Below are 26,391 nucleotides of genomic sequence, written 5' to 3'. Positions count from 1 at the left end.
CGCTCAGGATTGGAATGGGTCCAGTTCATGGGTTCGATTTCACCCCAACAACTATGCACGTAAGCGTGGACTAAGGCTGTGCAAATTTTGATGGTGGGTGCCGAAGAAGCCTGAGGGGGCGCTGACAGCAGCTCTTAGCGCGGCCAATCACTTCTCGGCTTTTGGCTAGCAAGACTAATCGATTTCTTCTCGCCCGGCTGAACCGCAATCACATGTTCCGCAGCAAACGGAACCTCAACGCCGCTCCAAAAGCGGTCGTTTTCTTCGATGCAATAGGGGTCGTTGTCGAGAATGCCGAAGTATCCATTAGCCGTCTGCTCTCTAACCAGCACCCACATGCGCTCCACTTGAAGAGGTCTATCTTGCGATGCGACGCTGATCTCGAAGATCAGCTTGGCGTAGTCACCGACTTTGAGATTCATCCTAGCGTCAAGCGCGGGGATCGGGAATGTCTCAGGAGCGGCTTCGTGACGAGCCTCCCCGCTCAGCAGACGCCAACCATCACGCTCGATGCTTGGCTTCTGCACGGCCACTAAACATCGTCCGCCGAGATCATCTCGGCTCGGTCGATCTCACCCGTCAAGCTAGCCACGGTCGTCGCCACGGCTGCGTCGCCGCTGACATTGGTGGTGGTGCGCATCATGTCCATAATCCGGTCGATGCCGGCCACGAGAGCAATGGTTTCAAGCGGCACGCCGACCGCACCAAACACCAACACCATCATGATCAGACCCGCGCCCGGAATGCCCGCCGCGCCAATCGCACCGAGCGTGCCGAGGATCGAGATCAGAACATAATCGCCCCACGTCAGATCAACGCCGAATGCCTGAGCGCCGAACAGGGTCGCGAGACCGAGATACATCGCGGTGCCGTTCATATTGATCGTCGCGCCAAGGCTGACCACGAAGCTCGCCACCGAGTTCGAAACACCGAGGTTACGGCGGGCACAGCGCAAGGTCACCGGCAGCGTTGCGTTGGAGCTGGCGGTGGAATAACTGACCGCAATCGCGTCCACGATGCCGCGGAAGAAATCGATCACCGGCAGCTTCGCGATGAACTTGATCATCCCGGCATAGATCAACCCAATGATCAGGAAACAACCGAGGTAGTTGAGGAACACCAGGATACCGAGGGCCTGCAACGCCTCAACGCCCAAGGTGCCCGCCACCCACGCCATCAGCGCGAAGACGCCAAACGGGGTAAGCTCCATGACGATCATTGTGACTTTCTGCATCACCACGCTGCCGCTCTCGAAGATCTTGAGCACCGGCTCGCCTTCTTCTTTCGCCATCAGGATGCCGATCCCGATCAGCAGCGAGAAGATGATCAGCGGCAGGACGTTGACATCGGCCATCACCTGCACCGGGCTGGATGGGACCATCTCAAGGATCATTTGCTGGATGGTTACGCCTTGCTCGGAACGCTCCGTCGCACGATCAAGAGCGCCCTGATCGAGCTCCATTGACCGGCCATCGACGCTCGCGCCTGGCTGAGCGAGCGTGCCGATGGCGAGGCCAAGCCACACCGCAATCTGGCCCGTCACCACGAACAACAAAAGCGCGCGCCAACCGACGCTGCCCAGTTTTCGCAAGTCTCCAATGGAGGCAACGCCCGCGACAAGGCTGAAGAATATCAGAGGTACAACCAGCATCTTGATAAAGGCGATGAAGATATCGCCCACAATCTTGATGCTCTCCGCACCCGGGCCCCACAGATAGCCGACAACGATGCCGAGGATCAGTGCGCCGATCACCCGCTGCCACAGCGGAATTGCAAACCAAGCTTTCATGTGCGGCTACGCCCCTTCGTGTTCTGTTTCCAGCGCCAGCGCCCCCAGCGCCGCGCGTGTATAAATCCGTGTGAGCACATCGAGGTCGGGTATCGCAACCGCCTCGTCGCGCTTGTGCATGGTTGCGTTGCACAGTCCGAACTCGATCACAGGGCAAACTGCACGCAGGAACCGCGCATCCGATGTGCCGCCGCTGGTCGATTGCTCGGGCTTCATGCCTGTCTCAGCCTCAATGGCCTGCGCTAACATGTTCGAGAACGCACCCGGTTCGGTGAGGAACGGCTCACCCGAAATGATCGGCAGTGCGCGGCCGCCATGCTTCTCGGCAATCGCGACCACGCGTTCGGACAGGCTGTTGCCGGTGTGCAGATCATTGAAGCGGATCGAGATACGCGCCTTGGCCTGCGCAGGAATGACGTTGTGCGCTTTGTTGCCGACTTCCATCTCGGTGATCTCGAGATTGCTGGGCTGGAACCAGTCCGTGCCGGTGTCGAGAGTGATCGCATCCAGCTCGGCCAACATAGCGACCAGTTTGGGGATCGGGTTATCGGCGAGATGCGGATAGGCGACATGGCCTTGCGTGCCGTCCACGGTCAGCCAGATATTGACCGAACCGCGCCGTCCGATCTTCATCATGTCGCCCAGCTGGTTGACGCTTGTGGGCTCACCCACAAGGCAAAGGTCCGGTTCAACATCTTCGGCGCGCATATAGTCGATCAGAGCGCGCGTGCCGTGCAGCGCAGGGCCTTCTTCATCGCCGGTGATGATAAAGCTGATCGTGCCCGCATCCTGCGGAACTTCGGCGACCGCCGCGACCATACAGGCAATCGCGCTCTTCATATCCACCGCACCGCGACCATAGAGCAGCTCGCCGCGCTCGACCGGCACAAACGGATCGGCCGCCCATCCCTCGCCGGGCGGCACCACGTCCAAATGGCCTGCCAACGACACATGGCGAGTGCCCTTCGGACCACGCCGGATCGCGAACAGGTTCTCAACCGGAGCCTCGTCGCTGCCTTCCTCGCCATCGCCGCGCTGGAAACGGTGAATGTCAAAGCCCAGCGGCTTCAGCATGGCTTCCATTTCATCAAACACCGCGCCGGTGGCAGGCGTTACGCTGGGCGCGGCAATCAGACGCTTGGCTAAATCAAGGGCGACACTCATAGTGACGGACCTAGCAGGAGTTTTCGCCAATGCCCAAGCTTGATCTGGAGCAGAATCGAACAAACCAACGCCACCGGCTATCCCGCGCCATTCGATACCGATGTCGAAGGGCGCTGGTATCGCAGATTGGGCGTGGTGGCGGGCCTTTCGAAAATGGGCGCAAGCCACGTCGTGCTCAAGCCCGGTGCCTATTCCTCGCAGCGGCATTGGCACACGGTGCAGGACGAGCTGGTGGTTATGCTGTCGGGAGAGGCGGTGTTGATCGAGGATGATGGCGAAACTCTGGTGAAGGCTGGCGATGTTCTGGCCTGGGCAGCGGGGGTCGAGAATGGGCATCGGCTGCACAACCGATCTGACGAAGATGTGGTCTTTATCGCCATCAGCGCGGGGCCGCGCGACAAAGATGGCGGCGAGTATCCCGACATCGACATGGTATTCAGACCAGACGGATACTTCCGCAAGGATGGCACCCGTTACGACACCGAACGCCTGCCCTAAAGCCGCTCCGGCTCGGGCAGCGGTCCGGGCGCAAAGGCACTTTCCAGACGTTCGGCAATCCTGAGGCCCGACTGGATCACGCGGCGGCGGGCGATCGGGGTTGCCTTTTCGATATCCTCGCGCGTCACAACAGTCTGATCCGGCAATTCCTGCCCGCACACATCGTCTGTGTCGAAGGCCGTGGGGTAGACGAAGCTGCGCGCAATCTCCCAGCTTTCACGCCCCCAATCGGCCGCACTGCCACCACCCAGCTCCGCGCGTTCGGCGGCACTGTAAACCCGCGCCACCGGATCAGCGGGATCGCTAATCGCCTGCTCCGCAAGTGGACCATCCCAAATCGAGTGCAGATTATAACCCGGCACAATCGAGTAATCTGCCTTGCGGTCGTTCCCGCCACGATCACCTTTATCGCCCGAATGCAGCGGCATATGCACATCGCCTGCGAAGTGGACGAGGAACGCGAGCGCTTCCAAGCGGATGTGATCAGGCAGGCTTTCGTCAGCGAGCAGGCGGTGGCTGCGCTCGACCTGAGCGGTCACACATGATCCGCCCGGGCAATTCCGGCGCGCGTCGTATGCCTCGCAAATCGGCGCGGTGCGATAGTGCCACGATGCCGTGTAGCCCCAGCGCCAGCGGGTACGGCGCACACAATCGGGCCACACGCTCGCATCCTGAATGGTCTCAAGCTTGCATTCCGGCGTGCCCAGCATTTTGGCGCTGAGCAGCAGTCTGCGGATCTTGGCGCGGGTTTCCGGCGAGACATTCGCCTCTGCGATCGAGGCGGTTTGCTGATGCGCGTAAAAGCCCCAGGCCATCGCCTGCTGCGGCATCAGCCAAAGCGCTAGGGCAGCGACAAACGCGCCTATGCGACGGCTTCGAATTGCTCGATCACCCACTCTTCGTTCTCCGCTGCGTTGATCCATTCCTGCGTCCAAGCGTGCTCGGCAATCGCCTGCATATAGGCAACCGCGAAACCGGGCACTCCGATCCCGTATGTCATGAAGCGCGATACCACCGGGGCGAAGAAGATGTCCGCGGCGCCATAGGTGCCGAACAGGAACGGCCCTGCTTTGCCATGCCGCGCGCGCGCCTCTGCCCATAGGCCAAGTATCCGCACAATGTCCTGACGGCATTCATCCGAGACGTTTTCGATCTCCACCCGGCGGCGCACATTCATTGGCAATTCGCGGCGTAGGGCAGCGAAGGAGGAGTGCATTTCGGCGACCATTGCGCGGGCCATTCCGCGCGCAGCCTCATCCTTTGGCCAGAAGCGATCACGACCGACCTTGTCCGCGAGGTACTCAAGGATCGCATGGCTATCCCAGATCACCGCATCGCCATCCCACAGGATCGGCACCTTGCCGTGGCTGGGCTGAACCTCGCCCATTTCCTCTTTCTGCTGCTCCCACTGCTCGCCCATGATCGGCACCATGATCTCTTCAAAGTGCAGGCCGGACTGCTTCGCCGCGAGCCAGCCGCGCATGCTCCAGCTTGAGTAGTTCTTGTTGCCGATGATCAGTTTCATGCCGTTCCCGCTCCACCTTGGGGTCGTTTGATGCGGCTTTAGGCGTTCATCTGTGCGGCGTCCATGCTGAACGTTGGCACAATTGAAACACTGTCCTGAACCAGAATTCCCGGGCGAACGCAGCCGGTCTAGCTCGCGTTGGAATTCCGCGCGGATCATGGGAGTGGATTGGCTAGGCTGGGACTTGCGAGGCATGGAAGTGCAGGCGTTGCACACCGCGAGCGAGTAGGAAAATGTGGCGTTCCCCCGCGCGCTGGGGCATTGATACGCACATGAACATCCCGCCCTTCCACCTCGCCTTCCCCGTCGATGATTTGGCCAAGGCCCGCGTGTTTTACGGCGAGCTACTCGGCTGCCGCGAAGGGCGATCTTCCGACGAATGGATCGACTTCGATTTTCATGGTCACCAGATCGTCGCACACTTGGCTCCCGGAACCGCAGGCGACACGGCAAGCAACCATGTCGACGGCCACGGAGTCCCCGTCCCGCATTTCGGTCTGGTGCTGAGCATGGAGGACTGGGAGGCGCTCGCCGAGAAACTGCGCGCAGCAGGCACCGAGTTCGTAATCGAACCCACCATCCGGTTCCGCGACCGCCCGGGTGAGCAAGCCACCATGTTCCTGCGCGACCCCTCAGGCAACGCGCTGGAGTTCAAGGCGTTTAAGGATGTAGGGCAGTTGTTTGCGGGGTGAGGGCTTCAGACCTCCGCGACCATGCTCGACCAATTCTCTTTCTCGAGCTCCTGAACCAGATGATCAAAGGCCAGACGGATGCGTCTGTTGGTCCGAATTTCACGGTGCGTGACCAGCCATGTCGGCACAGGTAAAACTGGGGCCTCAGGAAGAACACGTCGCAGCCCCAATTGTCCTTCGGCAATCACCGTCGGCAATAGGGCCACCCCTGCTCCTTTGCGCGCCAGCTCGTACATCACGGTGCCGGATGTCGTGGTGATCGCGAAATTGTCTTTGGTGACAGGAATTCCGAGCGCATTGAACTGCGGGATGAGCCGTTCGGGCTGTTCATATCCAATGAAGCGGGCGGCGGACAGATCCTCCATCTTCTTCATCGCAGGCAGGCCCGCAAGATAAGCCTCGGACGCGAACAACGATACGCTGATATCAGGCAGCCGCTTTGCGACCAGATCGGGTTGTTCAGGGCGGGAATGCCTAATCGCGATATCCGCTTCGCGCAAAGTCAGGTTGGTCGCCTCGTTTGATGGGACGATCTCTATACTGACCTTCGGATACAACCTCTGAAACGCGATCGATATTGCCGGCAGGGTGTATGTTGCCATCGCATCGCTCGAACTAATCCGGACGACGCCTTCAATCTGTTGGCTGCTGCCAGTCGATATGCGCGAAATCTGCAATGCGGCTTCAGACATTTCGCGCACTTGGGAAAGCAGCTGAGTGCCCGAGTCAGTGAGCTCCATGATCCGCGTGCCACGCTCAAATAGCGTCACACCAAGAGCTTCTTCCAAGCCTGAAATCTGTCGACTTAGCGTTGGCTGGGTTTGCCCAAGCGCCCTCGCCGCAGCCGAAAACGACCCGGTTTCGACCGTTGCCAGGAATGCCCGGATATGGTTCCAGTCAAACGAGATCGCATCCCAGTTCATCTATTTTCGTATAGTAGAAGAACGAATTTGGTCAATTCCATTCACAAACAGAATAGACGAAATGGCAGCCAAAGGAGGCTGCTATGTTCAAAACATTCGCACATGAGAATTTTGGTTTCGTACTTTCATCGCTTTGGCTGTTTGTGATTTTGAACAGCCTGTTTCGTGACATGCACGAAATGGCAATGGCTAGCACCATCACGGAAATACTTGCGGGCACAATGAATGGCGCTCCCGTCACCGAGGGTGCATTGCTGGCCGGCGCGGTGGTGGTTCAACTGCTGTTGCTCGCCATGCTGTTGTCCAGCTTGCTCAAGCCATCGGCTTCGCGGCGCCTGAACCTCGTCCTGCCGCCATTGATGACGCTGGCCATGTTCTTGGCACCGCCGAATGATCTCGATGACTATTTTTTCTTCGTGGTCATGGGCGGCACTTTGCTGACAATCACATTTCTCGCCTGGAATTGGCGGGTGCCGACAGCCGCAATCGAGCCCCAACGGGCGTGATCGTGTCACCTGTAATCCTGCGATAGCGCGCGAAAGATCGCGCTGTCGCAGCGGGCGCAGCGATCTGCGCCAAACCTTCACACTCTACTCAATCATTTGCGTCGACCCTCGTCGACGAAAGGACTTACTATGCACTTTCCCAAAGCCGAACATCCCATATTCATCGCAATCGACTGGATCGAACAGGCCCTGCAGTCCCTCGAGAGACTGCGAGACAAGATAAGGACGCAGTTTAGGATCAGAAGCAGCCCGACTTTCAGGCTGACAGCCGTCCTGCTGGTGATCTCCATTTCAGTATTTGGAGCGCAAACTGCCTCGGCGCGGCATCTTGACGGGTTCCCCCATGGAGTCGGGTCAGAAACGCGCGCCACGATTGGCATCACTCTCACACTTGGCGGGAACGAGAGAAGGACACAGGCGCCGCCGCGCATTGAGCTCGCCCTTCACTCGCGACAATACGCCGATGACTTGGATGCGCCGTTTCGCAGTAACGCGGACAGCGTTGACCAGCCGTTGGAAGTAACAACCAAATTTGGTCTCACGCTTGGTGACCGCCCGGAGCTTTTGATCAACGATCTAAGCATCGCGACATTCGGCCCTCAGCTACATGCTGATGAACAAAAGGATGATGGCGAAGGCGGGCTGAGCACCGTTGCCGTGGTTGGCATTGGTGTGGCCGTGCTGACGGTTGGCACCGTCTTGGCTGGCCTGGCGACCAAAGACAGCCTGCGCGACACCCTCAATCCGAGGTGAAGCCAATCCAACGTCAAGCGGGGCAATCGGGCTGAAGAGTCCGATTGCCCTCTTGCTTGGAGACCGCTTTACTCGCTGTCCATGATCGGGGGCGCAGACGGTTTTTTGCCTTCCGACCCCCCGGTGAGTCCCAGCGCTTCGAGCATGTACTTCACATCGGGCTCACGGCCCGCAAAGTTCTTGTACATATCGAAATAGTCCATCGTGCCGCCGCGGCTGAGCACGGTTTTGCGATAATGGTCGCCCGCTTTGCGGCTGAGGCCACCGTTCTCGGCGAACCAGTTGCGGCTGTCGTGGTCGAGCATTTGCGTCCAGAGATAGCTGTAATAGCCCGCCGAATAGCCTGCCGGACCGCTGAAGATGTGGTTGAAATAGGTGCTGCGATAGCGCGGCGGGACGAGGTCGATTTCAAGGCCGAGCTCTTGCAGAGACTTGCGCTCGAACGCGTCCACGGCGGCCTTGTCGCCGATCAGCGCCTTGGCTTCAGCGGGTGACAGCGCGCTCCATTTCATATCGAGCAGCGCGGCGGTGACCGTCTCGCCAAAGTCGTATCCCTGGTTGAACTTCGCCGCGGCTTCAATCTTCTCGATCATTTCCTGCGGGATCGTTTCACCGGTCTTGTAGTGCTTGGCGTAGTTCTGGAGCACTTCTGGCCAGACCATCCACATCTCGTGAACCTGGCTGGGATACTCGACAAAGTCGCGCGCGGTGGCGGTGCCGGAGAGGCTTTCATACTTCTGATCGGCGAAGAAGCCGTGCAGCGCGTGGCCGAATTCGTGGAAGGTGGTGTTGACCCAGTCAAAGCTGACCAGTTGCACCTCGCCTTCGGATGCTTTGGGGATGTTGAGCACGTTGTAAATGACCGGCTTGTTGCCCGTCATATAGCTTTGGTCGACAAAGTTGCTCATCCACGCGCCGCCGCCTTTGGAAGGACGCTGGAACGGGTCGAAGTAGAACAGGCCGAGTTCAGAACCGTCGGCTTCGAACACGGTGTAGACCCACACATCGGGGTGGTAGACCGGGATGTCGGTGCGGCGCTTGAAGGTCAGGCCGTAGAGCTTCTCGGCCATGAAGAACACGCCATCTTCGAGCACTTTATCGAGCTGGAAGTATTCGGTGACGGCGTCTTCATCGAGGTCAAATCGCTCGGCCTTCACCTTGTTGGCGTAGCGGTACCAGTCCCATGGCTTCACTTCGAAATCGCCGCCTTCGGCTTTGATCATATCGTTCAGCACACCGGCCTCGCGGCGCTGTGTGGCGGCGAGTGCGGGGACCATCTGGCCCATGAAATCGAGCGCGGTCTTGGGCGTTTTCGCCATGCGGTCATACATGGTGTAGCTCGCCCAATCGGGCTGTCCGAACAGCGAGGCCTTTTCGGCGCGAAGAGCCGCCACTCGGGCGATCGTGACGCGCGTGTCGATGTCGGTCGTCCCGTCGGCGCGGTTGTAGCTGAGCTTGAACAGCTTTTCGCGCGTCGCGCGGTTTTCAAGGCTCGGCAGAAGCGGCTGCTGCGTCGTGTTTTGCAGGGCGATGGCGTATTTGCCCTCCTGCCCCTTCTCCTTGGCAAAATCGGCAGCGGCCTGGATTTGCGCATCGCTCAGGCCAGCAAGCTCTTCCTTGGTGTCAACGATCAGCGGTTGCTCGCTCATCGCGTTGCGCGCGGCGAGCGAGAAGTCGGTCGTGATGGTCGAAAGCTCGGTGTTGATCTCTTTGACACGCTCGCGCTCGGCCTCGGTCAGAAGCGCGCCAGCGTGGACCATGCTTTCATAAGTGTTCTCGAGCAGCTTCGCGTCTTCGCGCGTCATAGTCATCGCCGCGCGCTTGTCATAGACGGCTTTCACCCGAGCAAAGAGCTCCGGATTGAGCGTGATGCTGTCGCCATGCGCGGAAAGCTGAGGGCTGATTTCGGTGTTGATCGCGTCCAGCCGGTCGGTGGTGTTCGATCCGGTCAGCGCGAAGAAAACCCGCGCCACGCGGCCCAGCAATTTGCCCGACTTCTCCAACGCGACGATCGTGTTGTCGAAAGTCGGCGCGGCAGGGTTGTCGATGATGGCCTGCACTTCGGCCTTTTGGATTTCCATGCCCTGTTTGAACGCGGGCATGTAATCGTCTTCGCTGATCTTGGTGAAGTCCGGCGCGTGGAACGGCAGGTCGCTGTCCTTGGCGAAATAGCCGGTGGCTTCGGGAATGGCGGGAGCGCTTGCCTGATCGTTCCCGTCAGAGGCTGCACCCAAATCAGTGCTCTCGCCAGTGGCGGCGCAACCGGCAAGAAGCGCGGCAGCGGATGCGGTGCAAAGGATCTGGGGCAGGATGCGACGGGTCATAGTGTCTCTCTCGGGTGCTGGATTGCAGGCGCAACATAGGTGCTGCGCCTCACATGTTTGTTGCTGAGAGCGTTTGAACAGGGGATGAGCCGGATTGGCAAGTGGATTTCACCTGCTTTCGACGAAGACCCAACGGTAGGGCTTTAGCGCAGCGCCTCTTCACCCAGCGCATCAGCCACGACTGCCGCGCGCAATGCCTCGATACCCATGCCCTTTTCACTGCTGGTGAGGTGCAATTCGGGAAACGCTGCAACGTGTTTGCGCGCTTCATCAGCCACCTGATTGGCCACCCGCTCCAGTGCGCTGGCTTTGATCTTGTCCGTCTTGGTCAGAACGATGCGATAGCCGACAGCGGCTTCGTCGAGCATCGTCATCATCTCTCGGTCGACATCTTTAAGACCATGGCGGCTGTCGACCAGCACGAGATTGCGCGCCAGAACCGCCCGCCCGCGCAGATAGCTTTTGACGAGCTTCTTCCAGCGTTCGACTACGGCCACCGGAGCCTTGGCAAAACCGTATCCCGGCATATCGACCAGCCGGAACAGCGTCGGATCGCCCACTTCAAAAAAGTTCAGCTCCTGCGTGCGGCCCGGCGTCACCGAGGCGCGCGCAATCGCTTTGCGCCCTGTCAGCGCGTTGAGCAGAGAGGACTTGCCGACATTGGATCGCCCGCAAAAGGCGATTTCCGGCACAGTCGGATCGGGCAGAAATTTCAGTTGCGGCGCGGAAAGCAGGAAGTCGACCCGCCCGGAGAAAAGACGCGAGGCGGCGCGTTCACGGCGTTCCTGCTCACGCTCTTCTTCAGGCGTCACGTTCAGTCCTTCGCTTTGGCTTTCTCAGCCTTTTCGCGCGCGACCTTCTGCGCCATTTCGGATTTGTCCTTCTCGGCCTGTGCGCGCAGCTGAGGGTGCTGCGAATACAGATACTTCTGCTGCGCCAGCGTCAGGATGTTTGAAGTCACCCAGTACAGCAGCAGGCCCGACATAAACGGCGCCATCACAAACATCAGCACCCACGGCATGAAGTTGAAAATCTGCTGTTGCACAGGGTCCATCGCGCTCGGGTTGAGCTTGAAGGTCAGCCACATAGTGACACCCAGCAGCACAGCGAGAACGCCAATACCGAAGATCGTGCCGACGACATTGAAATCGAGCAGGCCGAACAGGTTCAGGAAAGTCCACGGATCAGGCGCGGAAAGGTCATTGATCCAGCCCGGAATGAACGGCTCGTGCCGCATTTCGATCGACAGGATCAGAACCTTATACAGCGCGAAGAAGATCGGGATCTGGATCAGCAGCGGAAGACAGCCGGCCAGCGGATTGACCTTCTCTTCCTTGTACAGCTTCATGATCTCTTGCTGCTGCTTCTGTTTGTCGTCTTTGTAGCGCTCCTGGATCGCCTTCATTTTCGGCTGCACGGCCTTCATTGATGCCATGCTGGCGAATTGCTTTTGCGCAATCGGGAACAGCAAGCCGCGAATGACAAATGTCAGCGCGATAATCGCAAGGCCAAAGTTGCCGATCCAGCTGTTGAATGTGCGAAGGAGCCACAAAAGCGGCTTCTCGATGATTTCGAACCAGCCCCATGAAATCGCCTTGCCGAACTGGGCAATGCCATTGTCTTCATAAGTGTCGAGGATCGCGCTTTCTTTGGCGCCTGCAAAAAGACGGGTCGAGCGGGTCAGGCTTTCACCTGCGGGCAGAGTAACTGCCGAATAACGGACGTCAGCGCGGAACAGATCGTTGCCAAGCGCGCGGAAGCTGCCTTCGGCGTTCGCCCCTTCGGCTTGGTTGTCCGGCACCAGCGCGCCGAGCCAGTAATCATCGGTGAAGCCCAGCCAATCAGGCTGACCCCCGGCGACCATTTCTCAAGCTCGGCGAGTTCCTCGTAGGAGTGCGGGTCGTTCAGAACTTCGTCGAACACGCCGAGAGGTCCGGCATGGACGATAAACTGATCAGGCGTCGCGTTGCGGCTGCTGCGGTTGAGGAAGGCGTATGGTTCGACAATAGCCGCGCCCTCGCCGCCGTTCGCAACGGACTGCTCGGCGGTGATCATATACTCGCCATCAACCGAGAGCTTGATCGAATAGGTCACGCCATCTTCGCCCGTGCGGGTGAGAGTGACTGGAGTGTCCTGCGTCAGCTTGTCACCATCGGCGCTCCACGCACCGTCGGGCAGGCGCTTGCCGCCATTAAGGAAGCCAAACTCTGCAAAATACTGGCCAGTGGTGCGTTCCGGCGAAAACAGGCGGATCGGGTCGGAACCCTTGTCGACTTCCTTGCGATACTGTTTGAGCACAATGTCATCGACACGGCCCGTAGCGAGATCGATCGAACCGCCTATGCGCGGCGTATCAATCGCGACTGTCGTGCGGCCTTCAAGCGCATCGTTGAGCTCGACCGGGCCTGCAGGCGGAGCATCAGCAGCGTCAATTTCGCCAGAGGCAGCGGTTGCGGGAGCTGCGTTGGAGCCTTGAGTAGCGGCTGCGGTTTGCGCGGCTTGGGGTGGTTCGTCCGGCTGCGGATAGAACGCCCGCATGGCGAAATCCCAACCGAGAATCAGCAAGCCGGAAAGTGCAACGGCGAGCAACAGATTGCGCGAATTGTCCAAGTCTATAACCCTAAGTGATCTCTAGTGTGCTGTGTTAGATAGGTATAACACCTACGAATCCCAACCCCCTTAGGGAACCGGATCATAGCCATCCCCGCCCCACGGGTGGCAGCGCCCTAGCCGCTTTATCGCCAGCCATCCACCCTTGAGCGCACCATATTTGGTCAGCGCCTGAATCGCGTAGTCGCTGCAAGTGGGGGCATAACGGCATGTGGGGGGCAAAATGCGCGAAGGGCCAAGCTGCCAGCCGCGCGCAATCCAGATAAGGACATGCTTCAAGACCGGCCTCCATTCGCCTGTGTGTGGGCTTTGTTTCCGCGTCGTGGGCGACGGCCGCGTCCGGAATCGCTCTTCCCTTCGCGTGCGCGCTGAAGCGCTTCGGACAGCTCATCGGCAAGGCTCGTGAAATCACGCTCGACCCCACCAGCGCGGCCAATCAGCACGTGATCGTGGTCAGGCAAGCCATGCTCAGGCAATGCAGCGCGCAGCAACTCACGAAAACGCCGCTTCATGCGATTGCGCACCACGGCGTTGCCGATCTTCTTGGTAACCGTGATCCCTACACGCATGCCCTGTCCGTCATTTGGCCGGGTCAGCAGCACAAACCCCCGCTTCGCATTGCGAAGCCCCTTGTTCGCCGCGAGAAAATCGGCGCGTTTGGTGAGGGGGTAGGGTCATTACGAGGCTACTAATGCAAACGGGCCCCCAAAGGGAGCCCGCAAGCGCCAATGCGCATCGCAGCTTGTGCTGCGAAAGCCAAGCAGCGCGGACGCGCTGCGACCGGCGCCCGAGGGCGCCAGAGAATTAGGCAGTGAGCTTCTTACGACCGCGACGACGGCGCGCGCGCAAAAGTTTACGACCACCGACAGTGGCTTTACGTGCAAAGAAACCGTGGCGACGCTTGCGCACGAGATTGCTGGGCTGGAAGGTCCGCTTCATGTGTTCCTCGAATATCTAAATGGCGTTGCGACTGAGCAAAGCTGTTTGCCGTTGCCGCGACCAATCATTGTTGGCCGCTTTAAAAACGCCCGATCAGGCGCGCGCAGTTATGGGAATGCGAACCGTGAGTCAAGCAGAGTCGCACATCGGATTGCCTCACATCGTCCCCTCACATGGCCAAGGCGAGCGTCTGGGTTGTCAGGTCGGCGTAAGCGATGGAAGGGACAGGAGTGGGCTCCGAAGAGACGGTGAGCATCGCCAGCGCATCAAGATCGAGCGTAACCATGGCAAGCGCACCTTCATCCGCCACCGAAACAGGCAGCGGCTCTGACGCCTGAGCCAACATCCGGCGCGCCGGAAGCGGGTCAGCCGCTGTGTTCACCCATTGGCTCATATCTTCGTCAGTCAGCCACAGCGCGCTCGAATGCGGGACCGAATTCGTCATCGCATAGAACTTGCGTGCCTTGGCCTCGTTCATGCCCATCTCGACATAGTAATCGAGATAGAGGCGGTTGGCTTCGTGATCGGCGGGAAAATCCTGCGGCTGACGGCCATAAGCATCAAGCCACGCATGCACCGCAAACTGCGCGCCCGCGTCCATCGTTTGCGTGGCACCGGCCAGAAACAGCTCAACCGCACCCGAACGCACCGAACCGCCCATGGGCACGTGGGTGCGAATGCCGGCGGCGCGAATTTTGCGGCCTACTTTCAAATTGGCGATGTCATGCTTGGTGCCCGGCGCCTCGATCATTTCCAGCACCTCGATCCCGGGGAAGTCGCGCAGCATCGCATCAAAGTAGGTGGGGCTCATCTGGTCGGTTGAACCCACAATCGCCGCGCGTTTGCCATCAAGCACGCGAAACGGGCCATATTGCGCGACGCTCTGGCCAGCCTGTGGTCGCTTGGCGGGCACCACGTAAGCGGCGCTGGTTTGCGAAGGCGAGGTGGTCTGCGTGTGTTCAGTAACGACACCGTTCACGACGGTGGTGCTGGTGACGCTGGTGACTTGGCCGCGAGCGATGGCCTCTGCCGGACTGTCCGATACACGCACCCAGCGTTGAGAGGCCGGATCCCATTCTTCCACCCAGCGCTCGGTCGCGATCGTGCGCGAGCCGGTCTGGGCCTGCGCGGCAGCATTGCCCGGCAGGGCAAGCGCACCAAGCGCGAGAGCAAAAATGGCGATCAGGCGTTCCATGAGCCTTTAAATGGCCCGCAGCCCGCTACCAATTCGCCAACCATTATACTTTCAAAATACTTTCATTTGATTGCCTTGGCGCTCGACAATCGGGTGTTTCTTCTCCACAAATGAACGCCTTAGGGGCTTTCGGGGGCAGAGTTAGCTGTATGGTCGCGCTGGTTAGGACGGTTGCCTATCTCGGTCTCGAAGCGCGTCAGGTCGAAGTTCAGTGCCAAGTTGCCTCGGGCCTTCCCCGTTTCACCGTTGTGGGCCTGCCGGACAAAGCGGTGAGCGAAAGCCGCGAACGGGTGCAGGCTGCTTTATCGGCGATGGGCCTTGCGCTGCCGCCTAAACGGATCACCATCAACCTATCCCCGGCCGACCTTCCCAAAGACGGATCGCATTATGATCTGCCCATCGCGCTGGCCCTGCTCGCGGCGATGGGCGTGACTGATGCCGAGCAACTGACCGATTGGATAGCGGTCGGCGAACTGGCGCTGGATGGGCGCGTGGTCGCCTCACCGGGCGTGTTGATCGCGGCTCTCCATGCAAGCGAAGCGGAGGCAGGGCTGATCTGTCCATACGAACAGGGATCAGAAGCCAAATGGGCCAGCGGCGTTCCAGTCCTTGCACCCAAGGACCTTTCAAGTCTGCTGGGACATCTCAAAGGATCGCAGGTGCTGCCCGATCCGGTGCGGGGCGATGTGGCGGACGCGGCGAGTGTCGCTGATCTAAAACAAGTGAAAGGGCAGGAAACCGCGAAGCGCGCGCTCGAAATTGCGGCGGCGGGTGGACACAACCTGCTGATGGTCGGCCCTCCGGGTTCTGGCAAAAGCCTGCTGGCGAGTTGTCTGCCCTCGATCCTGCCAGAGCTCACGCCGACCGAAGCCCTCGAAGTGTCGATGGTGCAATCGGTCGCAGGGACGTTAGAGTCCGGTCAGATCAGCCGCGCCCGCCCATTCCGCGCGCCGCACCATTCAGCCAGCATGGCGGCGCTGACGGGCGGCGGGTTAAAGGTCCGCCCCGGCGAAGTCAGCCTTGCGCATCTGGGCGTCCTGTTCCTCGATGAATTGCCCGAATTCCAGCGCCCGGTGCTCGACTCGCTGCGCCAACCGCTCGAAACAGGCCAAGTCGATGTCGCGCGCGCCAATGCGCATGTCACCTTCCCTGCGCAGGTCCAATTGGTGGCCGCGATGAATCCGTGTCGCTGCGGTTATGCCGGTGACCCTGACCAAGGCTGCAACCGCTATCCGCGCTGTGTCGGCGAATATCAGGGTAAGCTATCCGGTCCGCTGCTCGACCGAATTGATCTGCATGTCGAAGTCGGCGCGGTAAGCGCAATGGACCTGACCTTGCCGCCACCAACCGAAGGCAGCGAAGAAGTCGCCGCCCGCGTCGCCGCCGCCCGAACGCGCTCGACCAATAGGGGGTGCGCTCCAATGCCGAGCTGGAAGGCGAAACACTCGAAGCCCACGCCACACCCGACGAAGCGGGCAAACAACTGCTGATGCAAGCCGCCGAGAAACTGCGCCTTTCCGCGCGCGGTTACACAAGAATGCTGCGCGTGGCTCGCACCGTGGCCGACCTGACAGGTGCAGAGCAGACCGGCCGCGCGCATGTTGCGGAGGCTCTCAGCTATCGGCAATTTGTTGGTGTGCGCTGAGCGGCTACTGCGCCGCATGCTCGCGCACCACTTCGACGAAAGCCCCGCCCCAGTTATCGAGCTTCTTCGCGCCGACACCTGATATCTGTCCCATCTCGCCCAGTGTCTCGGGCTTCTCGGTCGCCATCGCGCGCAGCACGCTGTCGTGGAAGATGACATAGGCGGGCACGCCGTGCTCCTGTGCGAGTGATTTGCGGCGTTCACGCAGCGCATCGAACAGCGGATCGCCAACCGGATTGGCCTCACTGCCACCGCCTCGATGACGGCGTTGCTTCTTGGGCGGTTCGGCGATGGTGATATCGCGCTCGCCTTTCAGAACGGCGCGCGCTTCGGCACCCAAACGCAGGCCGCCATGCTCGGTGTTTTCGAGCATCTCATAGGCCATCGCCATGCGCATCACCGGGCGCAATAGCGGTGCCTCCTCCTCGCTGAGGATGCCGAACACGGACAGCGCGTGATGCCCACGATCTATTACGCGATCATCGTCGCGGCCCAGCAGAACCTTCTCGACATGGCCGATGCCGTAGCTTTGACCGGTGCGGTACACCGCAGAAAGCAGCTTCTGTGCGACCTGCGTCACGTCGATCACCTGAGGCGGGTTTTCGCAATTGTCGCACGAAGCGCAGCTTTCGGGCGGGCTTTCGCCAAAATGGGATAGCAGGATGCGGCGGCGGCATTTGGGCGTTTCCACCAGAGCGGCAAGCGCATTCAAACGCGCCCGCTCGCTGGCCATGCGATGCTCTTCGATTTCGCCGAGCCATTGGCGGGCTTTGGCAAAATCGCTCGCGCCCCAGAAAAGCCGCGCCTGCGCCGGATCGCCATCGCGGCCCGCTCGGCCCGTTTCTTGATAGTACGCCTCGACCGATTTGGGCAGGCCGGCATGGATCACAAAGCGAACGTCAGGCTTGTCGATGCCCATGCCAAACGCGATGGTGGCGACCATCACCATATCTTCCGAGGCGACAAATTCGGCCTGCACCCTCGCGCGCTCTTCGGGTGGTAGCCCTGCATGATAAGCGCCCACCGGACGTCCAGTGGCTTTCAGCTTTTCGGCCAGCTGCTCGGTGCCCTTGCGGCTTGTCGCATAGACGATCCCTGCCCCCGGTGTGCGGGTGACGAAATCGGCAATCTGTTTGGCGGCGTTGTTGCGTGGGCTGATCGCGTAACGGATGTTCGGACGGTCAAACCCGGCGATAATCATCCCCTCTTCGGGAATGCCGAGTTGCTTCAGGATATCGTGGCGGGTGACTTCGTCCGCCGTCGCCGTCAGCGCCAAGCGCGGGATATGGCCAAAATGATCGAGCAGCGGCCGCAATCCGCGATAGTCCGGGCGGAAATCGTGCCCCCATTCCGAGACGCAATGCGCCTCATCAATTGCGAACAGCGATATGTCGGCTGCCTCAAGCAAAGAACGGAAATGCGGCGAAGTCGCGCGTTCAGGTGCGACATAGAGAAGGTCCAGATCACCATTGCGTAAGCGTTCCACCGTTTCGGCGCGGTCTGCATCAGCGGAGGTCAGGGAAGCCCCCGAATTCCCACGGCGTTGGCAGCACGGATCTGGTCATGCATCAGAGCGATGAGCGGGGAAATGACAATCGCTGTGCCTGCGCGGGCGAGCGCTGGGATCTGGTAACACAACGATTTGCCAGCACCGGTCGGCATCAGCGCGAGCGTGTTCTGCCCGTCCATGACGCGGCCGATCACAGCCTCTTGTTGCCCGCGGAAGGACGGGAAACCGAAGGTCTGCTTCAGAATGTCGTGAATGGAGAGCTCTGCGACGCCTGACATTGAGGCGGCTTAGCCGATCAGACAGGTAGGCGCAGCGGGCGGAGCCGCGCCATCAACACCTTATCGGGCGCTCTATCGAGCGCTAGCCTTCTTTTTGGTCAGGTCGATCACATCGCCTTGTCCCATTGACGTGCCGGACGGCGTGGCGATCGAGCCATCGACGCGCTTGCCGACATCGTCGCGCTTGACCATCCAAAGGTCTTCATGGGTGAGAATACGGCCATCATGGGCTAGGATCGAAACCGGACCTATTGGCAGGCGATCAGCCTGATCCACCAGCACCGGATCTTCGGCAACCAATTCAGCACCGTATTTCTGGCCCCATTGGCGCAGCGCAATCATCGCGGGCAGCAGATCAAACCCCTTTTCGGTCAAACGATACTCGATCTTACGACGATCATCGGCGCAAGGCTCGCGTTTGAGGATGCCGTGTTCGACCAGTTTGGCGAGACGGTTGGAGAGAATATTGCGCGCAATTCCCAGCTCGCTGAGGAATTCCTCGAAGTGCTTGAGCCCGTTAAAGCTCGCGCGCAGGATCATGAAAGACCAGCGTTCGCCCATAACTTCAAGCGCTTGCGGTAGCCCGCATTCGATAAGCTCGCGAAGTGGTTCTCTGATATCGCCCATTTAAGTTCTCCTCCCGCTACCTATCTCTAACGTGTTTTTTCGCGGGCACAAATTAATTTCAGTTTTTAGTTGCAACCTGAAACCTAATCACATAGGTAGTGATTCGCAACTGGTTTTGATTCGAAACTTTGCATTGCACAATTTTGAGTTTTGATTGACCCCCAACTGAAGGAATAATGCGATGACCCTCTCCCTCAACCGCACAAGCCGTTTCTCTGTTTTTGCCGCAGCCGTTCTTTACACCGGCCTCACCTTTGGCGCCGCCACCGCACCGGTCGCCGCCGAAGCCAAGAGCAAAGCGCCTTATTACAGCGTTGAGCTGGCTGCTCCGACCGACGAAAACCGCGCTGTCGCAGGCGGCGTTGCCTGGGCTTGTAAGGATGAAAAGTGCGTCGCCAACAAAGGCACGTCGCGTCCGATGACTGTATGCCGTGGCCTCGCCCGTGAATTCGGTGAGATCAAGAGCTTCACCGCCAAGGGCAAGAAGCTGGAAGCTGCCAAACTGGCGAAGTGCAACGGCAAGTAAGCCTTAGCGCTCACAAATTCCCCGGCCGTCCACAACTCTCCACTTGTACGGCCCCTCAGAACCCCGGCGCAGTGTCCCCCAACCTGCAGCCGGGGTTTTTATTTATGGGATGGCTCAGCCGAGAAAACCGGACGCAACAAGCTGCTCTTTCAGCGACTTTACATCGGTAAAAAGGTGAGCATCCCATCCGCGCGCTTTGGCAGCGTCAATGTTCGCGGGATTGTCATCGGTAAAGAACAGAGACTTGCCGCTGCGCCCGCTGCGTTCCTCGACAATCTGGTAGATGCGCGGTTCGGGCTTCGCGACTTTTTCCGTGCCCGAGACGATGATGTCTTCGAAGAGATCGAAGATCGCATGTTCAGGCCGGAAAATCTCCCAAAACTCGTGTCCGAAATTGGTCAGGCAGAACAGCGGCACGCCACTGGCATATAGGCGGCGGACAATATCATGCGTGCCCTCAACAGGTCCGGGCACCGTCTCGTTAAAACGCGTGGCATAGGCGTGGATGTGCGTTTCATAGTCCGGAAACTGCACAATCCGCTCCGGCACCATATCCGCCAGCGCGCGGCCGCGATCATGTTCGAAGTGCCATTCTTCCGTCACGACGTTGGCAAGGAACCAGTCAAGCTCTTGCGGGTCGTCGATCAGCTTTTCGAAGAGTGCGCGCAGCTGCCATTGATACAGCACCCGACCGACATCGAAGACCACCGCTTTTTCCAAGTCACGCCCTTTCACAAACAACTGCGGCCCGCGCTCCGGTTTGGAGGCGGGCCGCTGTAAGCGCTCGGTCACCCGAGCGCGATCAACACGCTAATTAGCCCTGACGAGCTTTGAAGCGACGGTTGGTCTTGTTGATCACATAGGTGCGACCACGACGGCGGATTACGCGGCAATCGCGGTGGCGGTTTTTCAGCGACTTAAGGCTGTTGCGGATCTTCATCGTCTGTCTCTCGAATATAAAAGCGCGCCGGAATCAGTCCGACGCGCGGAATTTCAGTGGCGCACATATGGGCGCGCCGCAGATTCGTCAACCATTTCCCCGAATGTCTGACAGTTTGCGTTCCCATGCCAGCGCATGCTGGATGATCGCATCCAGATCGGCGTGCTGCGGTTTCCACGGCAAGGTGGCGCGGATGCGCGAAGGATCGGAAATCAGCGACGCGGGATCGCCTGCGCGCCGCCCTTCCATCGTGCGGTTGATCTTCATGTTCGTAACCCGATCAACCGCATCGAGCACTTCGAGCACCGAGAAACCACGGCCATAGCCGCAGTTCATCGTAAGCGAACGTTCGGGCTGCTCCATCAGCGCCTCCAAGGCCAGAACATGCGCCGCCGCAAGATCGCTGACATGGATATAGTCGCGCACACCCGTACCGTCAGGCGTGTCGAAATCACTGCCGAACACAGCCACGCCATCACGTTTGCCCAGCGCGGCCTCAACAGCCACTTTGATCAAATGGGTTGCACCAGCCGTTGACTGGCCGGAACGAGCCTGCGGGTCCGCGCCCGCGACGTTGAAATAACGCAGGGCGCAGAAATTGATCGGGTGCGCCGCCGAAACATCGCCCAGCATCTGCTCGGTCATCAGCTTCGACCAGCCATAGGGGTTGATCGGCTTTTGCGGCGTGGTTTCCGAAACCGGCGAGGTTTCCGGCACACCGTAAGTCGCCGCTGTCGAGCTGAAGATGAAATGCGGCACGCCCGCTTTCACCGCTGCCTCGATCAGCGCACGGCTCTTCACCGTGTTGTTGTGATAATATTTGAGCGGATTCTCGACGCTTTCGGGCACGATGATTGAGCCGGCAAAGTGCATGATCGCCTTCGTGCCTTGCTCGGCGAATATCCGTGCAAGGAGGTCGCCATCCTCAATGTCGCCCTCATAAAAAGGCACGTCTTCAGGCACCGCGAATTTGAAACCGGTTGTCAGGTTATCGATTACCGCAACAGGGTAACCCGCATCGCGCAGAGCCAGAACAGCGTGGCTGCCGATATAACCGGCGCCGCCTGTGACCAGCACCGAAGGTTTTTGCGTATCTGTCATGTCGCAGGCCTACCAAATTCAGGTTTCAAAGAGGTGTATCCTGTTGTTCCATAAATACGGATTGGTTTTGCAGGAAGACAAGGCTGGCCTATAGCTTTGTCAGAAGGGAAGTCACCATGCCTCGTTTGTCGCACTTTATTCTCGCCCCGGTTCTCGCGCTCGGTCTGTCTGCCTGCGTTGGCAGCTACACCGGTCCGGTTGAGGTCACGCGTTTTATCTCGGAGAACCCTGATGGATTGGGGCAAGGCTCCGTAGTGGTCTATTTCCCCGAACAGATAGACAATGAGCAGGTGAAAACTGCCTTCGCGGCCGCAGTCGAGAATGAGCTGCGTGCGCTTGGCTACACCGTGGTGGATCAGGAAGGTGCCGGCATCCAAGTAGCTGCTGTCCGCACCAGTCGCAATCCGATCGAAGGGGCAAGCACACGCGGCCGCAGCCCTGTCAGTGTCGGTGTTGGCGGCGGAACTGGTGGCATCGGCATTGGCGGCGGCATCGGCATCAATCTTGGCGGAGGGCAAAGCGGCCCTGCGGTGATCACCGATCTTTCAGTGCGCCTGACCAATGACAAGACCGAAACCCTGTGGGAAGGCCGCGCGCAAATCCCCACCAGCGTCAATTCGCCCTATTCGGATGTGGATGCTTCGGCGCAGGCTCTCGCTAAGGCCTTGTTTAGGGACTTCCCCGGCGGCAATGGCGAAACTGTCAGTATCGACGTCGACGATCTGTAAAGATTATTGCCGCTAAGGGGCCATCCATGACCAATATCGCCATCGACGCTGCGTTTGACAGCGGCAACATTGAAGTGCTCGCAATCGAGGGAAACAGCGCACGTCTCGCGATCCCCAAAGACCATATGAGCGAGTTCAAGCAGTGGTATCACTTTCGCGTGTGCGGAGCCGCTGGCGAAGAGGTCGAGCTCAAGATTACAGGTCTGAATGACAGCGCCTATCCAGGCGGTTGGCCCGATTATGATTCCTGCGTTTCGGAAGACCGCGAGTATTGGACCCGCGCTGCGTCGAGCTTTGACAAGGATGAAGACGGCGGCACGCTGACGATCCGCTACACGCCCGCCTCGAACATCGCCTACTTCGCCTATTTCGCGCCCTATTCGATGGAGCGGCATCACGATCTCGTATCGGAAGCCGCCGCCAGCGAAGGGGTAGAATTGGTCCGCCTTGGCGAGACTCTGGATGGCCAGCCGCTCGACATGCTGGAGATGGGCGAAGGTGATATTCCGGTGTGGCTCTATGCCCGCCAGCACCCCGGCGAAACACAGGCCGAATGGTGGATGGAAGGTGCGCTGGAATGCCTGACCGATCCCACTGATCCGGTTGCGCGCGCGCTGCGCAAGCATTGTCGCCTTTATGTCGTGCCCAATTGCAATCCCGATGGATCACGCCGCGGGCATCTTCGCACCAACGCGGTGGGCACCAACCTGAACCGCGAATGGAGCGAGCCGAGCGCAGACAAGTCACCCGAAGTGCTCGCTATCCGCAATCGCATGGATGAAACCGGCGTACGCTTCGCCATGGACGTGCACGGGGACGAGGCGATCCCCGCCGTGTTCCTAGCGGGCTTTGAAGGCATCCCGAGCTGGACGGATGAGCTTGGCGATCAATACTATCGCTACCAGCGCATCCTTGATCGCCGCACGCCCGATTTCCAGACCAAGCTCGGTTATCCCGTAACGCCTGCAGGCAAAGCCAATCTCGGCATCAGCACAAATCTCGTCGCCGAACGTTTTGGCGCCTGCGCGATGACGCTGGAGATGCCGTACAAGGACCTCGCCGACTTCCCTGAGCCGGAGCAAGGATGGTCGCCCGAACGCTGCAAATTGCTGGCGCGTGACTGCCTCGCTGCTTTGGTCGAATGGTTTGAAACCGGGGCTGCGTAAGCCCCTCTTACGCTTACAAGAATTTACAAATGCAGGCGTTTGGTTCAGCCTGCGGCGCGGTGATGTGGCCTAGAGGTAGGACCGCATCAAACAGGAGGACGCGCCATGAAACCCGAACCCACATTGCTCCACCGTCGCCATTTGCTCGCCGGCCTTGGCCTTGCGGGCGGCGGTTTGCTTGTGCCCAGCGCGGCTCAGGCGCAGCTGTTTGGTAAACGCAAATCGGGCGGGCTCGGCCTCTCCTCCATCCTTGGTAAGGCGACCGATGGCGCGCTCGATAAGCTCGCCAAGCCGGGTGCCTATTGGAACGATGAGGATATTCGCATCGGCCTGCCAGGCCTAGGCGGTGGCAAGAAGAAGAGCGGCGGCCTGCTGGGTGATGTGCTCGGCGCGGTTGGCAGCGTTGCCGGACTGCCCGGCCTCGATGGCATTCTGCGCGGCATCAACGATGCAGCGGGCGTTGCCGCGGGCGAAGCGAAGCCGATCTTCCGCACCGCAATCGATGATCTGTCCTTCACCGATGCGCCAGGCATCATCAAGCAGGCAGATGGTGGCACGCAATATCTTCGCGAAAGCTCGAATGACGTGTTGCACAGCAAGCTAGAGCCGCTGATCGACAGCGCGCTGGAAGCCGCCGGCATTCACGGTCAGATCGAGAAACTGGCATCAGGCAACAGCATCGTACGCGAGCTTGGCTTCGACCGTGCAGGGATCAACAAAACCGTCACCGATCAGGGCCTCGACGGCATTTTTAAGTATGTCGGCAACGAAGAGCGCGGCTTCCGCAAGAACCCGCTGAGAGGCTTGGGCGGGTTGCTCAAGTAAGCCAGTTGCTAGTTTGGCGATTTCAGTTGATTTAGGGCAACTTAACGGAACCGCAGTATAGGATTTCAAAGTCTATGGAAGCTCAGTCCGGCGCTTTGTTGCGCACCTTGCTCTTGATACCCGCTGCTGTTTTTTTGATGGCGGCGAAAACGTCGGTCACAACGATCCCGCAAATGGTCGCCGCAACGAAGGCAGACATTGCCATGCACAACCCTGTCACCGTGACGGGGGGTGACGTGATTGTTCGTGGTAAGATCTTCGACTCCGAAGTGATGACCTTGCTCGAACCGGTTTCGGTTGAGATTGGAGAGTTCTCCCATAAGATTCCGGCTGGCACCAAACTTGATCCAGTCGTAGCTCCGGCAAAAACACGACGTCTCAGCGGTGCGTCCGGCCGCCTCTATTGCGGAGTGAACCAGCGCAGCCGTTCAGAGTTTGCCGAAGCATTAATCGGCAGCTTTTTGTCAAAATACGAGACGATTGTTCGTTTCTGCTTTGCGGACTCAAATGACGATAAGAAACTTGATCATGTCTTCCTCGCTGGTGCAAAGGACAAAGCTGAGCAGACCGCGCGCCCGATAAGCCCGGCTGCTTTCGAAGCGAAGTTCTTTCAACCCGATGCTCAAAACGCGGTTATGGAACTGAAGGTAAATCGCTTCATGGGGAAGAACCGGGTCGAATTGGTCATGGCCATTCGTGACGATGTCGCTGGCCGAGGATTCAGCTATATTGCGACGATTGAGGGCAATGAGCTCAAAAAGAATCCGCGGGCAATCAAAACCAATCCCCGCAAATCTCCTTATCCAGTAACGCTTGAAAACATTTTGGGCGCGAATATCGAGATCATCTCGGTGGATGCCAAGAAAAAGCAGGCTACGGTCAAGGTCAACAAGAGCTTCAAAACCCAGATGTTCAATCCAGTCTTCATTCAATCGAGGACCATCTACGTTTATATCTGAGAAGGCTTTGGGAGAATCTCAGCCCCAAGCCTACAGGCTATCACGCCAGATGATCCGGTCCGAAGGCGGCGGGGAGCAGTGCTGAAAGCGATACGCCGCGCACCTCTTGGTTTCCGACACATAGGATCAGCGGGTCCGTTCCGCCCAGTGCGGCCATTTCATTGAGCACCTGACGGCAACGGCCACATGGGGTGATCGGCAGGCCATCGCCCTTATCCGTCGGCCCGACCACCGCAACCGCTTGCAAGCCGCCGCGTCGCCCTTCGCCAAAGGCGCGCGCGACTGCGACCGTCTCTGCACACAGCGCCAGGCCATAACTGGCATTCTCGACATTGGTGCCGGTGATGATCGAGCCGTCGTTAAACAATAGAGCCGAGCCGACCTGATAGTCGGAGTAGGGCGCATAGGCCTCTTCGGCCGCAGCCCGCGCGGCGGCGATCAGCTTGGTTTCAGTCGCTTGATCAAGGTTCATCGTTGCACCACCACCCATTCAATCGGTTCCTCGGAAGCCTCGCTTACCAGCTGGCTGTTCGCACTCCATAGCAGCCATGGGCGCGGCGCGTAATCCGGGCGCACGCGGTCGCGGATCAGCCACAAATCGCGCGCGAGGCTTTGCGCCGTGCTGTGCCGCGCTTCGAAATCTGGGCCCAGCTTCAGGATCGCTTGCTTGCCCGCGTGCATCTCGATCTGGTTGACCAGCGTCATCAGCTCGCTTTCGACCGCGGCATCGCTAACAGGTTCCTCGCAGTCCACTGCCGTATGTGTCAGCCCAATGGCGGGAGGCAACAAGTCTCCATCGCGCGGCACCATCAATGAAAAGCGCGAGCTTTGCGGATCGGCCTTGGCGCATGGATCGAAGGGATAGATCACACCAACCTGGACCCCTGCTTTGCGAGCATTGGCGAGCCGCTGCGCGAAGCGGGGATCGGGCTTTGTCGTGTGGCTTCCCAATTGCAAATAGGCGAAGTCGCCGCCCAAGGCCTTGATCGTTTCAAACTTGGTGACCGGCGCACGTGTGGCGATCACGGCGCCTTGTTCGGGATAGTTCTCTTCCGAAGGGCGCCATTCGCGCATGTCCCACCAGAACCACGCGGCAAAGGCGATGGCCAGCAGCACAGCGAATGCGATGATCCGCAGGATCCAGCGGCGCACCGCGCTCCCCCTTTTG

At 59.4% G+C, this 26,391-nt stretch carries 25 protein-coding genes and 5 pseudogenes; 10 read left to right on the top strand and 20 right to left on the bottom strand.

What is annotated here, in order from left to right; translation table 11 throughout:
- Positions 1-134 precede the first annotated feature (134 nt).
- The 3 genes from AC0V6K_RS08935 to dapE are packed head-to-tail and all read right to left on the bottom strand — an operon-like array spanning position 135 to position 2,953.
- Positions 135-533, bottom strand: coding sequence for a hypothetical protein (locus AC0V6K_RS08935; RefSeq protein WP_486172612.1), 399 nt, complete (start codon positions 531-533; stop codon positions 135-137).
- Entirely contained in the window at positions 533-1,789 is a 1,257-nt protein-coding gene (locus AC0V6K_RS08930) for a dicarboxylate/amino acid:cation symporter (protein WP_472621423.1), read from the bottom strand. Before AC0V6K_RS08930 ends, AC0V6K_RS08935 begins: the two co-directional genes overlap by 1 nt.
- A 6-nt stretch (positions 1,790-1,795) precedes the next feature.
- A complete protein-coding gene (gene dapE / locus AC0V6K_RS08925; RefSeq protein WP_472621421.1) occupies positions 1,796-2,953 on the bottom strand; it encodes a succinyl-diaminopimelate desuccinylase in 1,158 nt (385 codons plus the stop codon).
- A 29-nt stretch (positions 2,954-2,982) separates the two neighbouring features.
- Here dapE and AC0V6K_RS08920 point away from each other — a divergent pair.
- Positions 2,983-3,451: pseudogene (locus AC0V6K_RS08920) on the top strand (cupin domain-containing protein).
- Here the strand turns inward: AC0V6K_RS08920 and AC0V6K_RS08915 are convergent.
- Together AC0V6K_RS08915 and AC0V6K_RS08910 are read right to left on the bottom strand one after the other, a co-directional pair.
- Entirely contained in the window at positions 3,448-4,347 is a 900-nt protein-coding gene (locus AC0V6K_RS08915) for a S1/P1 nuclease (RefSeq protein WP_472621419.1), read from the bottom strand. The pseudogene AC0V6K_RS08920 and the gene AC0V6K_RS08915 overlap by 4 nt on opposite strands.
- Positions 4,314-4,976 carry a glutathione S-transferase family protein gene (locus tag AC0V6K_RS08910; RefSeq protein ID WP_472621417.1) on the bottom strand — a complete coding sequence of 221 codons (663 nt, stop codon included), beginning with the start codon at positions 4,974-4,976 and terminating at the stop codon, positions 4,314-4,316. The genes AC0V6K_RS08915 and AC0V6K_RS08910 overlap by 34 nt, the downstream gene beginning before the upstream one ends.
- 272 nt (positions 4,977-5,248) lie before the next feature.
- On the opposite strand from AC0V6K_RS08910, the gene AC0V6K_RS08905 reads away from it, so the two are divergent.
- Positions 5,249-5,668 carry a VOC family protein gene (locus tag AC0V6K_RS08905; protein ID WP_472621415.1) on the top strand — a complete coding sequence of 140 codons (420 nt, stop codon included), beginning with the start codon at positions 5,249-5,251 and terminating at the stop codon, positions 5,666-5,668.
- 5 nt (positions 5,669-5,673) lie between these two features.
- Here the strand turns inward: AC0V6K_RS08905 and AC0V6K_RS08900 are convergent, their stop codons facing one another.
- Positions 5,674-6,591 carry a LysR family transcriptional regulator gene (locus tag AC0V6K_RS08900; protein ID WP_472621413.1) on the bottom strand — a complete coding sequence of 306 codons (918 nt, stop codon included), beginning with the start codon at positions 6,589-6,591 and terminating at the stop codon, positions 5,674-5,676.
- 83 nt (positions 6,592-6,674) lie between these two features.
- Here AC0V6K_RS08900 and AC0V6K_RS08895 point away from each other — a divergent pair, with 83 nt between their 5' ends.
- Positions 6,675-7,097, top strand: coding sequence for a DUF6326 family protein (locus AC0V6K_RS08895; RefSeq protein ID WP_472621411.1), 423 nt, complete (start codon positions 6,675-6,677; stop codon positions 7,095-7,097).
- A gap of 129 nt (positions 7,098-7,226) precedes the next feature.
- A complete protein-coding gene (locus tag AC0V6K_RS08890; protein ID WP_472621409.1) occupies positions 7,227-7,850 on the top strand; it encodes a hypothetical protein in 624 nt (207 codons plus the stop codon).
- A gap of 68 nt (positions 7,851-7,918) precedes the next feature.
- On the opposite strand, the gene AC0V6K_RS08885 is transcribed toward AC0V6K_RS08890, so the two are convergent.
- The 7 genes and pseudogenes from AC0V6K_RS08885 to AC0V6K_RS08855 form a co-directional block, all read right to left on the bottom strand.
- Complete coding sequence (locus AC0V6K_RS08885; protein WP_472621407.1) at positions 7,919-10,174, bottom strand: M3 family metallopeptidase; 2,256 nt, start codon at positions 10,172-10,174, stop codon at positions 7,919-7,921.
- Between the two features lie 143 nt (positions 10,175-10,317).
- Positions 10,318-10,986, bottom strand: a complete 669-nt coding sequence (yihA, locus tag AC0V6K_RS08880) for a ribosome biogenesis GTP-binding protein YihA/YsxC (RefSeq protein ID WP_472621405.1) — start codon at positions 10,984-10,986, stop codon at positions 10,318-10,320.
- A 2-nt stretch (positions 10,987-10,988) separates the two neighbouring features.
- A pseudogene (gene yidC, locus AC0V6K_RS08875) lies at positions 10,989-12,784 on the bottom strand (membrane protein insertase YidC).
- A 69-nt stretch (positions 12,785-12,853) separates the two neighbouring features.
- Positions 12,854-13,063, bottom strand: coding sequence for a membrane protein insertion efficiency factor YidD (gene yidD, locus AC0V6K_RS08870; protein ID WP_472621403.1), 210 nt, complete (start codon positions 13,061-13,063; stop codon positions 12,854-12,856).
- Positions 13,060-13,449 (bottom strand): annotated as a pseudogene (rnpA, locus tag AC0V6K_RS08865) (ribonuclease P protein component); the annotation flags it as partial. The gene yidD and the pseudogene rnpA, both read right to left, overlap by 4 nt.
- 139 nt (positions 13,450-13,588) lie before the next feature.
- On the bottom strand, positions 13,589-13,723 hold the full coding sequence (gene rpmH / locus AC0V6K_RS08860; protein ID WP_082701027.1) for a 50S ribosomal protein L34: 135 nt from the start codon (positions 13,721-13,723) through the stop codon (positions 13,589-13,591).
- Positions 13,724-13,892: 169 nt separating this feature from the next.
- Positions 13,893-14,918, bottom strand: a complete 1,026-nt coding sequence (locus AC0V6K_RS08855; RefSeq protein ID WP_472621401.1) for a hypothetical protein — start codon at positions 14,916-14,918, stop codon at positions 13,893-13,895.
- Between the two features lie 149 nt (positions 14,919-15,067).
- Here AC0V6K_RS08855 and AC0V6K_RS08850 point away from each other — a divergent pair.
- Positions 15,068-16,563: pseudogene (locus tag AC0V6K_RS08850) on the top strand (YifB family Mg chelatase-like AAA ATPase).
- A 4-nt stretch (positions 16,564-16,567) separates the two neighbouring features.
- Here AC0V6K_RS08850 and recQ read toward each other — a convergent pair.
- Positions 16,568-18,351: pseudogene (gene recQ, locus AC0V6K_RS08845) on the bottom strand (DNA helicase RecQ).
- A 72-nt stretch (positions 18,352-18,423) separates the two neighbouring features.
- Complete coding sequence (locus AC0V6K_RS08840; RefSeq protein ID WP_472621399.1) at positions 18,424-18,978, bottom strand: winged helix-turn-helix transcriptional regulator; 555 nt, start codon at positions 18,976-18,978, stop codon at positions 18,424-18,426.
- A 181-nt stretch (positions 18,979-19,159) separates the two neighbouring features.
- Between AC0V6K_RS08840 and AC0V6K_RS08835 the strand changes: the two genes are divergently transcribed.
- Positions 19,160-19,504 (top strand): CC_3452 family protein, encoded by a 345-nt coding sequence (locus AC0V6K_RS08835; RefSeq protein WP_472621397.1) that lies wholly within the window; start codon positions 19,160-19,162, stop codon positions 19,502-19,504.
- A 114-nt stretch (positions 19,505-19,618) separates the two neighbouring features.
- Here AC0V6K_RS08835 and AC0V6K_RS08830 read toward each other — a convergent pair whose 3' ends face one another.
- From AC0V6K_RS08830 to galE, 3 genes are all read right to left on the bottom strand, one after another.
- Entirely contained in the window at positions 19,619-20,224 is a 606-nt protein-coding gene (locus AC0V6K_RS08830; protein ID WP_472626090.1) for an HAD-IA family hydrolase, read from the bottom strand.
- 94 nt (positions 20,225-20,318) lie between these two features.
- Positions 20,319-20,444, bottom strand: a complete 126-nt coding sequence (ykgO, locus tag AC0V6K_RS08825; RefSeq protein WP_007165381.1) for a type B 50S ribosomal protein L36 — start codon at positions 20,442-20,444, stop codon at positions 20,319-20,321.
- Between the two features lie 87 nt (positions 20,445-20,531).
- A complete protein-coding gene (galE, locus tag AC0V6K_RS08820; protein WP_472621395.1) occupies positions 20,532-21,545 on the bottom strand; it encodes a UDP-glucose 4-epimerase GalE in 1,014 nt (337 codons plus the stop codon).
- A gap of 116 nt (positions 21,546-21,661) precedes the next feature.
- On the opposite strand from galE, the gene AC0V6K_RS08815 reads away from it, so the two are divergent.
- The 4 genes from AC0V6K_RS08815 (at position 21,662) to AC0V6K_RS08800 (ending at position 25,223) form a co-directional block, all read left to right on the top strand.
- Entirely contained in the window at positions 21,662-22,273 is a 612-nt protein-coding gene (locus AC0V6K_RS08815) for a DUF4136 domain-containing protein (protein ID WP_472621393.1), read from the top strand.
- A gap of 26 nt (positions 22,274-22,299) precedes the next feature.
- Positions 22,300-23,439, top strand: coding sequence for a M14 family metallopeptidase (locus tag AC0V6K_RS08810; RefSeq protein ID WP_472621391.1), 1,140 nt, complete (start codon positions 22,300-22,302; stop codon positions 23,437-23,439).
- A 105-nt stretch (positions 23,440-23,544) separates the two neighbouring features.
- Positions 23,545-24,264 (top strand): DUF4197 domain-containing protein, encoded by a 720-nt coding sequence (locus AC0V6K_RS08805; protein ID WP_472621389.1) that lies wholly within the window; start codon positions 23,545-23,547, stop codon positions 24,262-24,264.
- 74 nt (positions 24,265-24,338) lie between these two features.
- A complete protein-coding gene (locus tag AC0V6K_RS08800; RefSeq protein ID WP_472621387.1) occupies positions 24,339-25,223 on the top strand; it encodes a hypothetical protein in 885 nt (294 codons plus the stop codon).
- 40 nt (positions 25,224-25,263) lie between these two features.
- Here the strand turns inward: AC0V6K_RS08800 and AC0V6K_RS08795 are convergent, their stop codons facing one another.
- Together AC0V6K_RS08795 and AC0V6K_RS08790 are read right to left on the bottom strand one after the other, a co-directional pair.
- Positions 25,264-25,695, bottom strand: coding sequence for a cytidine deaminase (locus tag AC0V6K_RS08795; protein ID WP_486172611.1), 432 nt, complete (start codon positions 25,693-25,695; stop codon positions 25,264-25,266).
- Positions 25,692-26,375 carry a glycoside hydrolase family 25 protein gene (locus tag AC0V6K_RS08790; protein ID WP_472621383.1) on the bottom strand — a complete coding sequence of 228 codons (684 nt, stop codon included), beginning with the start codon at positions 26,373-26,375 and terminating at the stop codon, positions 25,692-25,694. Before AC0V6K_RS08790 ends, AC0V6K_RS08795 begins: the two co-directional genes overlap by 4 nt.
- Positions 26,376-26,391: the final 16 nt, after the last annotated feature.

The sequence above is a fragment of the Erythrobacter sp. S43 genome, assembly GCF_057364955.1.
Note: the sequence above shows the minus strand (reverse complement) of the source record. Positions and strands in the feature narration are given on the sequence as shown.